The organism is Lacticaseibacillus suibinensis, assembly GCF_003946175.1.
GTDB classification, from domain to species: Bacteria; Bacillota; Bacilli; order Lactobacillales; family Lactobacillaceae; genus Lacticaseibacillus; species Lacticaseibacillus suibinensis.
In genome coordinates this window covers 92,022-105,481 of the sequence record NZ_RHOK01000009.1, presented here as the reverse complement: position 1 = coordinate 105,481, position 13,460 = coordinate 92,022, and the positions used below count along the sequence as shown (strand labels likewise).

The following is a 13,460-nucleotide window of genomic DNA, read 5'->3' as shown; positions in this document are numbered from 1 at the left end:
AGTTGTTGGTAATGCTTGTGGGTGTTAGTCTGAGAGTGGGTCATGAAGATTCCTGCTTTCTTGTTTAGCTAGTACTAACAAGAATAGGTCTTCATGGCCTTTTTGGTCTAGTCGTCAGGGTGTTGCACTTGAATTGTAAACTGGGGAAACGACTTTCATCTTTTCCTCCCAATAAAAAAACTACTGGTCATCATTCTACCAGTAGTGTCAAACTCAACTCAATGCCCTCACTGCCTTCACCAGGCCCGCGGAGACGGCTTGGCGCTGCTCTGCCGGCATGCCTTTGAGCAAATTGATCAGCGCCAAGGTATCGATATCGGCGAAGTCTTCAGCCACGAAGAAATCCGAAACTTTCAATCCCAGGGCTTCCCCGATTGCCGCCAGCTTTTTAATACTGATGTTTGTGACATCCCCCCGCTCGACGCGAGACAATAGGCTCACCGATACGCCTGCCTCTTCAGCCAGTTGTTCGATAGTGAGACCTAATCGTTTTCGCCGCGAGCGAATAAGTTTACTGATATTCTCTATCATCGCTGCGCCCCTATTCTCCAAGTATACGCTATCACCTTAATGTAAACGCTATCATAGTTGAAGGGTTTATACACCACATAATTCAATCAATAACGTTTTATACGGCGGTTCAAACCAACTCATCCCGCCGGTTTCAACGCAGCTTTATCGTCACGAAGACGTTAAAAAACAGGGTTAACCGCATTATTTTATTCAATGGGAACCATGACCGTCAGACTTTAGTCAAGGCATCCAGCGTTTGCCCCTGGTCATCGATTAACTCTAGCCAGCCGTTGGTATCGCCATAATACAAAAACAGCCCGACTTCATTCACACTGCGCAGCTCAACATCGGCGGTGGTCACGCTGCCTTTGATGGCCTCAGCGTGATCGGTTCGCAACTTATCGCCATACTTAGTACCATAACGCTCGGAGCCGTCTTTGTTCATCACCGGATCAAGCTTCAGTTTAGCGCCTTGTTTGATCGTCATGACTTTCGGCGCCGTCCAGTAAACCGTGGCTTCACTGCCGGCGTGTTTCACGTGGAACGGCCTTTCACGCAGCGTTTTGTCAAACCGATGCCGCGCCTTCGCCGGCTTTTTCGGTGCGGTTGGCCCAACATTCTCATGGAAATTAAAGCGCACCAGCAACCCTTGCACCAGGTTCAGGTAAGGGGCCACTGCCGGATCAGTCGGGGCCTTTGAGCTACCATCAAGCAGGTTTTGAAAATACCGGGCCACCTTAGCACTGTCGATTTGCCAAGTCGGGCTTAAGATAATCAAGCCGTCAGCATCAATCGGCACGGTATCAACCCCTACTAGCGCCATCGCTTGGGTAGCCAGTGTGACGCCATTCGGTGGTGCCAGGGTCTCGGTATCATCCGTGATGATCACCTGCCCCTGATCGTCAGGAAGCGTCATTTTAAAGGTGGCTGGCGTGAATTCAACACTTAGTTTGATTGGTTTCATAACGATCCTCCGCACTGTGGGCACAACTGATTGTCCCTTGATTGTACTGATTTTAGCAAAGCGATTCAACGCATAAAAAAACGGTCAAATGACCGTTTTTACTTAATTAGACGCAACGGTTAAGTGCTGCCGATAATGCTTGAGCACTTTGATGGCCCAAGCATCATGGCTCGGCCCCACCATTGCGGCATATTCGCCGAGGCTCAGCGCCCCGGTCCAATCGTAAAACCCTTTGAGGAACAGTTCCTCGTTGGTCCTGGCCTCAAACTGCGCCATGAGCGCCTCATGCAGACTCACCAGCGCCTTGTGCGCCTCAGCATAGGTGGTCGCTTGGTTTTGCTGCCAAATGCGTTGACTCAACTTACCGCTCGTTTGCCAGGTGTAAGGCTTGGGCATGAAACGCTTGGCCTCGCCGGCTAAATTAGCCGTGCTCCAATCAAGGTACATCTTCTGCCAAGCTGCGACCTGCACCAGCACATCCCGCACATTGCGGTCGCGCCCCTTAAACGGAAATTCCCGCTTGCGGTCGGCAGCCGACAATGACGTCAAAATATGCTCCAGTTGCTCAAAGTTCTCATGCGTTGCCAGGATCAAGGATTGTCTTGAGTGTGGTTTTGCCAATAAAATCGCCTCCTAAGGAATTGACATAAAAGCGCACCAGTTCATCTCTCCACCCTTCATCATCGTCCTAATGTTCGGAATTTGCAAGTGAGGCTGTGGAGTGAGGCCGCTTTTAGCCGGATGGGTAGCCTTTCTATCGCATGTCAGCCCGTACGCGCTGTGCGCTACGGGCTGATCAACCTTGAAGCATTGCCGCCGCGCTTTGGTGGCGAGGCCTCAAGCGTAGCTAGCTGCTCAGGCGTTGGCCATCCGGAGCGCAACTATCTAGGCTGCGAAGCGGGGCGCATTTAGCTCGACGAGTAGCCTAACCTCAGGCATTGAAGCCGTTCTTTGGCTTCGAGGACTGAGGTGTAGCTAATCGCTCGAGCGTTGCCCCGCTGAGCGCAACTATCAGGCTGCGAAGCGGGGCGCACTTAGCTCGACGATTAGCCTAAACGCAAAAAAATCCCGTCCTTCAGCAAATGCCGAGGGGCGGGAAGAAAACCAGATTAGTCTTCAGCAACGAATGGCAAAAGACCCATGATCCGGGACCGCTTGATTGCGATCGTCAGCTTACGCTGGTTCTTAGCGCTGGTGCCGGTTACCCGACGTGGCAAAATCTTACCACGTTCAGAGATGAACCGTTCCAACAAGTTCGTGTCTTTGTAGTCGATATATTCGATATGGTTAGCGGCGATGAAGTCGACTTTACGACGACGACGGCCACCACGACGTTGTTGTGCCATGGAAATCACTCCTTTTCTCATTGATCAGCCAAATATGGCTGTAGTCCTAGAACGGCAAATCATCATCGGAAATGTCGATGGTTTTACCATTATTGGCAAACGGATCGGCACTATTATCTGGTTGCGCAGGCTGGTTGCCTTGGCTTGCAGGTTGCGATGGTGCGGGGTTCTGGCCAAAGTTAGGCGTCTGAGGCTGAGCTGGCTGGCTATTGCCACCGAACTGCGGCTGACTGCCATACGATGCACCATTGCCGCCTTGCGGGTTTGCTGGTTCGGACGGCCGCGCTTGCGTGGTCGCCTTACTTTCGAGCAACGCAAAATTCTCAACGACAACTTCGGTCACGTAAACCCGTTGGCCGGCGTTGTTGTCATAATTCCGCGTTTGGATGTGGCCTTCAACGCCAACCATGGAACCTTTACGGGTAAAGTTGCTGAAGTTTTCAGCGCTTTTACGCCAGATCACACAGTTGATGAAGTCGGTCTCTCGCTGCCCTTGAGCATTCGTGAATTGCCGATCAACGGCAAGGGTGAATGTCCCAACAGCGGTCCCACTTTGGGTGTAACGTAAATCAACATCCCGCGTTAAGCGGCCGGTTAATGAAACGTTATTGATCATCCCGATGCGCCCCCTTTTTTACGAAAACTAGTCTTCGCGAACGACGATCATTTGACGAAGGATATCGCCAGAGATCTTGGCAAGACGGTCGAATTCGTCGATCGCCTTGGAATCGTTAGCGGTCAGGTTAACGATGTGGTAAGTGCCTTCCGAGTACTTCTTGATCTCGTAAGCAAACTTACGCTTTTGCCAATCCTTGGAATCAATGATGTTGGCACCATTTTCCTTCAGAATATTGTCAAAACGTTCAACCAGTTGAGCCTTTGCTTCTTCGTCGATATCAGGACGAATAATGTAAGTTACTTCATACTTAGTTTCAGCCATTTGACAGTTCACCTCCTTATGGACTTTTGGCCCCATTCCCTGGGGCAAGGAGTCAGCACGCGCCAAAGGGCACATGCTCACAAGCTAGTAGTTTATCATACAAACGCGTCGCACTCAAGCTAATTCGCTGGCTAGGTTCTGTGTGCGAGACGCAGAATCAGGATTGCGCTTAACACTGCCTCTAGCTAATAATTACGCAAAAAGCTGTCCTGCTTCCTCAAAAACAAAAAAGCCAAGACCCCATTCGGTCTTGGCTTTCGTCATTCAGTTGCTTAGTCCTTATCCTCGTCGTCATCGGTAGCCTGATCGTCCTGATCGGCCTCAGCGCGGCGCAGGAGCTCGTTGACTTGGGCATCAGCATCTCCTGCTGGGGCCTCGGTGTTCGCGCCGTCTGCGGCTGTTTCTGCGTCTTCAGCTGGCTTGCCATCAGCAGCAGCTTCAGTTGGCGTATCTGGTTCGTCAGGTTCTGGATCCAATTTCGCCATGGTGGCAACCTTCGACCCTTCATCAACCCGAATCAGCCGCACGCCGAGCGTGCTGCGACCGGTTTGGGAAACGGTTTGGCTGCTGAAGCGAATCATGACACCGGCATCGGTGATGACCATGATGTCTTCCTCGCCGGTAACCGTGGTGACGCCTGCCAGCGGACCGTTCTTGCTGGTGATATTCGCCGTCTTAATCCCCTTACCGCCGCGACCCTTGATTGGATATTCGCTGGCGGCAGTGCGTTTGCCGTAACCCTTTTCGGAAATGACAAAGACTTCGGAATCTGGCTTCAAGATATCGGAGCCAACGACATAATCGCCTTCACGCAGGCGCACGCCGCGGACCCCAGTAGCGCTACGGCCCATGCTGCGGACGTCTTCGGCCTTGAAGGTGACCGAGTAGCCGAGGTGCGTGCCGATAAACATGATGTCATCGGCATGCGTGGCAATGACGTTGCTCAGTTCATCCCCGTCCTTCATGTTCAAGGCTATCAGGCCGTTTTTGCGAATGTTGTAGAAGTCGCTGACCGGCGTGCGCTTGACAATCCCGTTACGGGTAACGAAGAAGAGGTAGTCGTTGCTGGTATCCTCGTCGCTTTCTGGATCATGCGGCTTGATGTTGATGACCGTTTGCACCTTTTCGTTATTGTCAATGCCCAGCAAGTTGATGATCGGAATGCCCTTCGCGGTGCGGCTGTATTCCGGAATTTCGTAACCCTTGCTGCGGTAAACCTTCCCGGTGTTGGTGAAGAACAATAGCAGGTCATGAGTCGAGGTGGTGACCAGATGTTCCACAAAGTCATCATCATGCACACCCATGCCTTGAACGCCGCGACCGCCGCGGTTTTGGCTCTTGAATTCATCGGCTGGCAAGCGCTTGACGTAACCATTATGCGTCAACGTGATGACCACGTTTTCCTCTTCGATGAGGTCTTCATCTTCAATGGTCAGATCTTCCCCGACCAGCAATTCCGTGCGGCGCTTGTCGCCGAACTTCTTCTGGATTTCCAGCAGTTCGTCGTAAATGATTTGGTGAATGCGTTCCGGCTTCGCCAAGATGTCTTTGTAGTCGGCAATGGCGGCCAAGACATCGTTGTATTCATTTTCGACCTTCTCGCGTTCCAAACCGGTCAGCCGCACTAGCCGCATATCCAAAATGGCTTGGCTTTGCTTGTCGGATAACGAGAACTTATCCATCAAAATGACCTTCGCCTTATCGCCAGTTTCACTGCCACGGATAATGCTGATGATTTCGTCGATGTGGTCCAGCGCAATCTTCAAGCCTTCCAAAATGTGGGCCCGTGCTTCGGCTTTCTTCAAGTCGAATTCGGTCCGCCGGCGAATGACGATTTCCTGATGCTGCAGGTAGTAGGTCAGGATTTCCTTCAAGCTAAGGGTCTTCGGCGCGCCGTTGACAATGGCGACCATGTTGAAGGAGAACCCAGTTTGCATCGGGGTCAGCTTGAACAGGTTATTCAAAACTACGCTGGCGCTCATGTCGCGGCGCACGTCGATGGTGATCCGCATCCCATCGCGGTCCGATTCATCGTTCAGGTCGGTGATACCATCAATTTTCTTTTCCCGTGCCAGTTCCGCAATGCGTTCAACCAGCTTGGCTTTGTTAACCATGTATGGAATTTCGGTGACAATGATGCGTTCCTTGCCACTCTTTTCCGTCTGAATCTCGGTTTTGGCGCGCACGATAATGGTGCCTTTCCCGGTTTCATAGGCGTGGCGAATGCCGGACTTGCCGATCACCAGCGCCCCGGTAGGAAAGTCAGGGCCAGGCAAAGCCGTCATCAAATCGGCGGTAGTGGCATCAGGGTTATCCATCAAAATGTGCAGCGCCGAAATCACTTCGGCCAGGTTATGTGGCGGAATATTGGTGGTCATCCCCACCGCAATCCCCGTCGCGCCGTTGACCAGCAAATTCGGGAAGCGCGCTGGCAAAACGACCGGTTCTTTTTCGGAACCATCATAGTTGTCTTGGTAATCGATGGTGTCTTTGTTGATGTCGCGCAGCATTTCCAGGGTGATTTTACTCATCCGGGCTTCGGTGTAACGCATCGCCGCGGCGCCATCCCCATCGACAGAGCCAAAGTTCCCGTGACCATCAACCAGCATATAGCGATACGAGAAGTCCTGCGCCATGCGCACCATGCCTTCGTAAATCGAGGAATCGCCATGGGGGTGATATTTCCCCATGACATCCCCGACGATCCGGGCCGACTTCTTATAAGGCTTATCTGGCGTCACGCCGAGTTCATTCATGCCGTACAAAATCCGGCGTTGCACCGGCTTGAGCCCATCGCGCACGTCAGGCAAAGCCCGCGCCACAATGACACTCATTGCGTACTCCAAGAATGAGGTTTTCATCGTTTTAGCTAGATTAACATTGGTAATCCGGCTTTCTTGACGATCATCCATAAAGCAAAAGGTCTCCTCTCTATATCAGGCTGCGAAGCGGGGCGCATTTAGCTCGACGATTAGCCTAACCTCAGGCATTGAAGCCGTTCTTTGGCTTCGAGGACTGAGGTGTAGCTAATCGCTCGAGCGTTGCCCCGCTGAGCGCAACTACGGGCTGCGAAGGTCGGCGGGCTTAGTCCGACGAATAGCCTAGCCGGAAGCATTGCCAGCGCTTTTTGCTGGCGAGGCTTCCGGCGTAGCTAATCGCTCGGACGTTGCCGACCGGAGCGCAACTATCCAGGCTGCGGAGGGTGGCCGCGCTTAGCCTGACAGGTAGCCTAGCCGGAAGCATTGCCGCCGCTTTTTGGCGGTGAGGCTTCTGGCGTAGCTAGCTGCTCAGGCGTTGGCCATCCGGAGCGCAACTATCTAGGCTGCGAAGCGGGGCGCATTTAGCTCGACGATTAGCCTAACCTCAGGCATTGAAGCCGTTCTTTGGCTTCGAGGACTGAGGTGTAGCTAATCGCTCGAGCGTTGCCCCGCTGAGCGCAACTACAGGCTGCGGAGGTCGGCGAAAGTCCGACGCGCCGCGCAACCCCAACCGTTCCTGCTTAATCAGGCATCGATATTCTTGGTGTCGACGTAAACGGCATTTTCTTCAATGAACTCGCGGCGGGGGCCAACTTGATCGCCCATCAGCATCTCAAAGATGCCATCCGCATTTTCCGCGTCTTCTGGTGAAACGCGCAGCAAGCGGCGCTTGTCTGGGTCCATGGTGGTTTCCCACAGCTGGTTGGCATCCATTTCCCCAAGCCCTTTATACCGCTGAATTTCTGGCTTCGGTGAGGGCGGCAGCTGCCCCATCACATTCGCCAGTTCTTCATCCGAATCGATGTACTGCATCATTTTGCCTTGGCGCACGCGATACAGCGGCGGCTGAGCGATGTAGACATAGCCGGCTTCGAGCAGCGGGCGCATGTAGCGATAAATCAGCGTCAACAGCAGCGTGCGAATATGGGCACCATCGACATCGGCATCGGTCATGATGATCAGCTTGTGATACCGAGCCTTGCTGACATCGAATTCATCGCCAAAGCCAGTGCCCATAGCGGTGAACAGTGTCCGAATTTCTTCGTTGGCCAAAATGCGTTCCATGCTGGCTTTTTCCACGTTCAAAATCTTCCCGCGAATCGGCAAGATGGCTTGGGTCAAGCGACTGCGACCGGACTTGGCGGAACCGCCGGCGGAGTCCCCTTCGACGATGAACAATTCGGAAATTTCCGGATCTTTACTGGAGTTATCCGCTAGTTTCCCTGGCAGGTTGGAGATTTCCAGCCCACTCTTTTTGCGGGTGACTTCCCGGGCGCGCTTGGCTGCGGCCCGCGCTTTGCTGGCTAGCATGGCTTTATCCACCAGCTGCTTGGCCTGCGTTGGGTGCTCCATTAAGTACTTAGAAAAATGCTCGGAGAACATGCGGTCAACCGCGGTGCGGGCATCAGCGTTACCAAGCTTGGTTTTGGTCTGCCCTTCAAACTGCGGATCTGGGTGCTTGACAGACACAACCGCGGTCATGCCTTCCCGCACGTCTTCCCCAGACAGCGAATCATCGTTGTCCTTCAAGGCGCCGGACTTGCGCGCGTAGTCATTGATGACTCGCGTTAGCGCCGCCTTAAAGCCGGTTTCGTGCGTCCCGCCTTCGATGGTATGAATGTTGTTGGCAAACGTCAGGAGCGTGGAAGCATAGCCATTGGTGGCATATTGTAAGGCAACTTCGACATTGATGTCGTTTTGCTTGCCTTCCACGTAAATCGGTTCGTCGAGCAGGTTGTCTTTGCCTTTATCCAGGTATTCGACGTATTCCTTGATGCCGCCTTCTGCGTGGAACACCAGCGTTTCCGCCGTTTCTGCGCGCTTATCGGTGAAGGTCAGCTTCAGGCCTTTGTTCAAAAAGGCCAATTCGCGAATACGCTGGGTCAGAATTTTATCATCATAAACCGTGGTTTCGGTAAAAATGTCCGGATCTGGCACAAAGTGAACCTTGGTGCCGTGTTCGTGCTCCGGCGCATCGCCGATGATCTTCATCGGGGTCTTCACCTTGCCGCGGTTGAAGTCGATGTAGTAACGCTTGCCGCCACGGGTCACGACAACATCCAGCTCGGTGGACAAGGCGTTGACGACGGAGGCACCAACCCCATGCAGCCCACCAGACACCTTGTACCCGCCGCCGCCAAACTTACCGCCGGCATGCAAAATCGTGTAGACGGTTTCCAGCGCCGGACGCCCGGTTTTCTTTTGGATATCAACCGGAATCCCGCGCCCATCATCGGTGACGGTGATGGAGTTATCGGGTTCCACAATCACGTTGATGCGGGTGGCAAAACCCGCCAGCGCCTCATCAATCCCGTTATCGATAATTTCCCAAACCAAATGGTGCAGCCCTTGGCTTGAGGTCGTCCCGATGTACATCCCTGGCCGCTTCCGGACCGCTTCCAGACCTTCAAGGACTTGGATTTGGCTCGCATCATATTCAGCGGCGAGTTCTTCTTTCTTTTCTTCTTGCTCTTCTTGCGTTTCTTGATCTTCAGCCACGCTTGTGTTCCTCCTTACGGGCGGCGCCTAATCGGCCGCTAGCACCCCGTTATTCACGTGAAAGACCGCAGGGGTCTCGATTATTTCCTGGGCAATACCATCCAAACTGGTGGTGGTTAAAAACGTTTGGACTTTGTTTTGAATGGCCTTCAGCAGATGGGTCTGGCGCATATCATCCAGCTCAGAAAGCACATCATCCAGCAGCAGCACCGGATACTCGCCAGTTTGCGCCTTCATCAAGTCGATTTCCGCCAGCTTGACGGCCAAAGCGGTGGTGCGCTGCTGGCCTTGGCTGCCAAAATTCGCCACGTTTTTATCGTTAACGATAAAGGCCACATCGTCGCGGTGCGGTCCCACCAGGGTGGTGCCTTGCTCGACTTCGCGGCGGCGATGCTCGGCATACAGCTGCTCAAAGGCGTGATACGCCTCCTCGACGCTGCCGCGGGCTTTTTCCGGCACCTGGGTTTGATACGCAAAGGTCAAGGTTTCCTTGCCTTTGGTGATGTCTTGATGAATGGTTGCCGCAAAGCCGGCCATTTGCTGAAGCAGCGTTTCCCGCGCGGCCACGATTTCGGCACCATAGGCCGCCAGCTGATCGGATAAGACATCGAGGTAAACCAAGTCTTTGGCCTGATGAAACTTCAGCTGCTTGAGATAGGCATTGCGCTGCTTCAACATCACCCGGTATTGGGTCAAGTTGTACAGGTATTTCCCGCTCATCTGGCCGAACTCCATGTCGATGAAGCGCCGCCGGTTCGCCGGACTGCCTTTAACAATCGCCAGATCCTCTGGGGCAAACAGCACCACGTTAAACTGGCCTAAGTACTGCGACAACTTCGGCTGCTCGATGCGATTGACCCGCGCGCGTTTGCCTTGCGTCGAAATGATCAGTTCCAGCTGGGTCAAACCACGGCTACGGCTAACACTGCCGGAAACCTTGGCGAATTGCTCACCGAAGCGAATCAATTCCTTGTCATTGCTGGTGCGATGGCTTCGTGCTAACGCCAACACATACACCGCCTCCAGCAAATTGGTTTTGCCTTGCGCGTTTTCGCCGATCAAGACATTGATCTGCGGGGAAAAGTCGGTGTCGACTTGCGCGTAATTCCGATAGTTGCGAAGGGTTAGATGCTCAAGCTTCACGCCCGTTCAACAGTCAACGTTGTGCCATCTTCGAGCTGCACCACATCTCCTGCTTCTAGCTTACGACCACGCCGGTCCTCCGGCGTTTGATTCACTAACACTCGATTTTCTCTGAGAAAATGTTTCGCTGCCCCACCGCTATCGATCACCCCGGCATCTTTCAACAGTTGCCCTAAAGTGATGAACGCGGTCGTAATTGGAACCGTCGTCATCGTAGCCCCTCCTTTGACGCTAAAAATATCGCAAAAGCGCGATTCATTACTTATATATTATACCGTTTTTAAGGCGTGCCTTCAATCCAATTTCGCGTTTAAAGGCGTTATCAGCCAATTAAATCGGAGGCTAGGCTGGGATACGTGTCCCCCTCCTTTTTGGCCCAAAACGCAAAAAAAGGCCATTCTCGCGTTTTAGGCAAGAATCGCCGCCGCAAAATGGCCAAATTAGGGTTTTACTGAAAAGACTACGGTCCGCGCACCAATAAAAAATGAATCGTGACCGCATACCGTCCCGCTAAAAGCCTGGTCGTCGGTAAAATCACCAAGGCGGCTTCGCTCAAGGCGAGCATCTGATTGTCCCGGCCCGCCAACTGTGCGGCGGTGCTTGGGGTCACCTGCTGATTGGCAAACGCTGGGCCCAGCTCGAGATAGTACGGCACTGGCAAATCGCTACTTACCGTGAGGGTCAGCTGCCAGCTGCCCGTCGCCTGAATCGGTAACGCAGGCCATAGGGCAGGCAATCGCACTGCTTGGGAGGCCAGAGTCTGCAGAGCCACGCTGCCACTGAATAACGGCGTGGCGGCTAGCGGCGTGATGGGCTGGAGTGGACTGGCCGGATAACTGAATTTGCTACTGCCGAATCCAAAAGACAGCACCACGGTTTGGCTCTGCGCCACTTGTTCCGCCGTAAAGGTGACCGGCGTATTAATCGCTAGACTTTGGGTTGAGCTGATCACGGTCTGCGCGGCGGCTTTTTGCAACGCCCAAGTCACCTGGCCCTGCTCTGGCGGCTGACTCAAACTAATCGGTACCGTTAGCGTTAGCCCCTGCCCTGGCGTATAGCTGATAGGCGGCGGTTGATGCACGATAGTGAACGAGCCGCTGTTTTGGTTGTGCTCACCCCAAGCAAGGGTCATGGTTTCATTTGCCAACTTCGAATTGGATTGCCAGGTGGGTACCATCACCGTGGGCTGGAGCAAGACACTCTTGGCGGTGGTGCGCGTCAGCTTGGCAAGATACTTGCGGCCTTGACCATCGACCAAAAAGGCTTGCAGCGGCAAATAATCCAGCAAGGCCTGCCCCGCCAGATTCAGCTTCAAATCTGCCGGCAACTTGTCAATGACGTGCACTGTCAGCGGAAATTCGTAGATTATGTCAAGGACGGCGACCTGCACCCGATAATGTTGATCGCCAAGCGTTGATGCCAGCACTCGGAAGAGTTGCACATTACCTGAATTGTTGACCTTAGTGAGTTCAGGCTCGCCCGCTTCGTCGCGGATAAATGTGATATTACCCAGAACTGCAAAGGTCAACTTTGGCGTCAAGCTAGAAGCATAGCCAATCGCAAAGTCACCGCCTTGCCCTTGTTCCGCCCACACTTCCGTTGGTGGTGCAAAGGCAAACCCTGGCGTGGCGGGGCCCCAAGTGACGTTTTCAAATAACAAATCTTCGGCTGCTTGCACTGGCCGGCCGCGCAGCCCAAACCACGCCAGCACTAGTAACAGCCACACGCTTTTTCTCATGATCATTCTCCTTTTGAACTGAACCGCTGCTAAAAAGAGATTTCGCGGGGCAACAAAAAAGACCACTCACAAGGAGTGGTCAAGGTCATGCTGATTGAACTTAGCTGAAGGTCCGCACTGGCGTGATCAGCTGGATGAAATGCGTCTTATCCTCTGAAGGGACCAAGGTGAATGGCCGCAGTGGCGCGGTGAAGGCCAACTCAATCGTGGTTTGGCCAACGCCTTGCAGCGCGTCCTTCATGTAGTCAGGGTTGAAGGAAATTTCCAGATTGTCACCGGTCAGGTTGGTGAACTGCAGCGCTTCTTCCACATTCCCGACATCTGGTGAATTGCCGTAAATCGTGGCGCTTTGCTGATCGGCGTTCAAGTTCAGGCGGACCACGTTATTGGCGCTTTCGTGACTCAGCAGGCTGGCCCGGCCAATCGCTGACAGCAGGGTTGGCGCATCGAATTCGATGGTCGTGGTACTGCTGGTTGGAATCAGGCGGCTGGTGTCTGGGTAATTACCTTCAAGCAGCCGGGAATAAAATAACGTATTGCCGGCGATGAATAACACTTGATTGTCCGCAAAGCGAATTTCCACGGTCTCGATCTCATCGGTCAGGGTCCGGCCCAGTTCAATCAAACTCTTCCCTGGGATGATGACATCATAGTCGGCACCAGCTGCGGCAGGCAGTTCCAGCACACGCTGGGCCAAGCGATGGGAATCAGTCGCGACGGCGATCAGTTGGCCATTTTGAATCTGAATGTGGACCCCAGTCAAAATCGGCCGGGTTTCTTGGGTCGAAACCGCGATGACCGTTTGCGCAATCAGCTGCCGCAGGACATCGGCTGGCACAGTCAGCGGATTTTCCGCTGCAATTTCCGGCAGGCGCGGGTAGTTGTTGGCGTCCAACCCGTTGATCTTAAATTCAGATTGGCCACTGGTGATGACGGTTTGGAAGTTATCCTGAACGTCCACGGTCATCGTCTTTTCTGGCAGGCGCTTGACGATTTCGCTGAAGAACCGCGCTGGCAAGGTGATGCTGCCGGTTGATTGCACCTGCAGATCATTGGTTTCGCTGGTGGCATCGATTTTGGATTCAATCGAGATGTCGGCATCGCTCCCGGTCAAAATCAAAGCGGTGTCGGTCAGGTCCAATTTCAGGTTGGTCAGAATTGGAATGGTGGTCTTCGTGGAAATGGCCCGAGAAACATCATTCAGTGACTTGATAAAAGTAGCACGCGTGATCGTGAATTTCATTTTGGTTTCGTCCTCCCAAGCGTTAAGCGTTATCTATATCATACGCTTTTTAAGTAATAGTAGTAGGGTCTGTGGGTCATGTGGATAACTTAGTGA

Annotated in this window: 12 protein-coding genes; all 12 read right to left on the bottom strand. The window is 53.3% G+C overall.

Features of this window, described 5'->3' with window-relative positions; translation table 11 throughout:
• Positions 1–213 precede the first annotated feature (213 nt).
• On the bottom strand, positions 214–531 hold the full coding sequence (locus EKM90_RS06205) for a helix-turn-helix domain-containing protein (protein ID WP_125580759.1): 318 nt from the start codon (positions 529–531) through the stop codon (positions 214–216).
• Positions 532–742: 211 nt separating this feature from the next.
• Positions 743–1,477, bottom strand: coding sequence for a hypothetical protein (locus EKM90_RS06200; RefSeq protein ID WP_125580757.1), 735 nt, complete (start codon positions 1,475–1,477; stop codon positions 743–745).
• A gap of 102 nt (positions 1,478–1,579) precedes the next feature.
• Positions 1,580–2,098: a ClbS/DfsB family four-helix bundle protein gene (locus tag EKM90_RS06195; RefSeq protein ID WP_164507882.1), complete on the bottom strand. Its 519-nt coding sequence runs from the start codon at positions 2,096–2,098 to the stop codon at positions 1,580–1,582.
• 488 nt (positions 2,099–2,586) lie between these two features.
• On the bottom strand, positions 2,587–2,823 hold the full coding sequence (gene rpsR / locus EKM90_RS06190; RefSeq protein ID WP_125580753.1) for a 30S ribosomal protein S18: 237 nt from the start codon (positions 2,821–2,823) through the stop codon (positions 2,587–2,589).
• Between the two features lie 46 nt (positions 2,824–2,869).
• Entirely contained in the window at positions 2,870–3,439 is a 570-nt protein-coding gene (ssb, locus tag EKM90_RS06185) for a single-stranded DNA-binding protein (RefSeq protein ID WP_125580752.1), read from the bottom strand.
• A gap of 27 nt (positions 3,440–3,466) precedes the next feature.
• Positions 3,467–3,763, bottom strand: coding sequence for a 30S ribosomal protein S6 (gene rpsF / locus EKM90_RS06180; RefSeq protein ID WP_125580750.1), 297 nt, complete (start codon positions 3,761–3,763; stop codon positions 3,467–3,469).
• 272 nt (positions 3,764–4,035) lie between these two features.
• A complete protein-coding gene (gene gyrA / locus EKM90_RS06175; RefSeq protein ID WP_125580748.1) occupies positions 4,036–6,675 on the bottom strand; it encodes a DNA gyrase subunit A in 2,640 nt (879 codons plus the stop codon).
• A 591-nt stretch (positions 6,676–7,266) separates the two neighbouring features.
• Positions 7,267–9,240 (bottom strand): DNA topoisomerase (ATP-hydrolyzing) subunit B, encoded by a 1,974-nt coding sequence (gyrB, locus tag EKM90_RS06170; RefSeq protein ID WP_125580746.1) that lies wholly within the window; start codon positions 9,238–9,240, stop codon positions 7,267–7,269.
• A 27-nt stretch (positions 9,241–9,267) separates the two neighbouring features.
• Positions 9,268–10,383, bottom strand: coding sequence for a DNA replication/repair protein RecF (gene recF, locus EKM90_RS06165; RefSeq protein WP_125580744.1), 1,116 nt, complete (start codon positions 10,381–10,383; stop codon positions 9,268–9,270).
• Entirely contained in the window at positions 10,380–10,595 is a 216-nt protein-coding gene (gene yaaA / locus EKM90_RS06160; RefSeq protein ID WP_125580742.1) for a S4 domain-containing protein YaaA, read from the bottom strand. The genes recF and yaaA overlap by 4 nt, the downstream gene beginning before the upstream one ends.
• Positions 10,596–10,843: 248 nt before the next feature.
• Positions 10,844–12,121, bottom strand: a complete 1,278-nt coding sequence (locus EKM90_RS06155) for a hypothetical protein (RefSeq protein ID WP_125580740.1) — start codon at positions 12,119–12,121, stop codon at positions 10,844–10,846.
• 100 nt (positions 12,122–12,221) lie between these two features.
• Positions 12,222–13,364, bottom strand: a complete 1,143-nt coding sequence (gene dnaN, locus EKM90_RS06150; RefSeq protein ID WP_125580738.1) for a DNA polymerase III subunit beta — start codon at positions 13,362–13,364, stop codon at positions 12,222–12,224.
• Positions 13,365–13,460 lie beyond the last annotated feature (96 nt).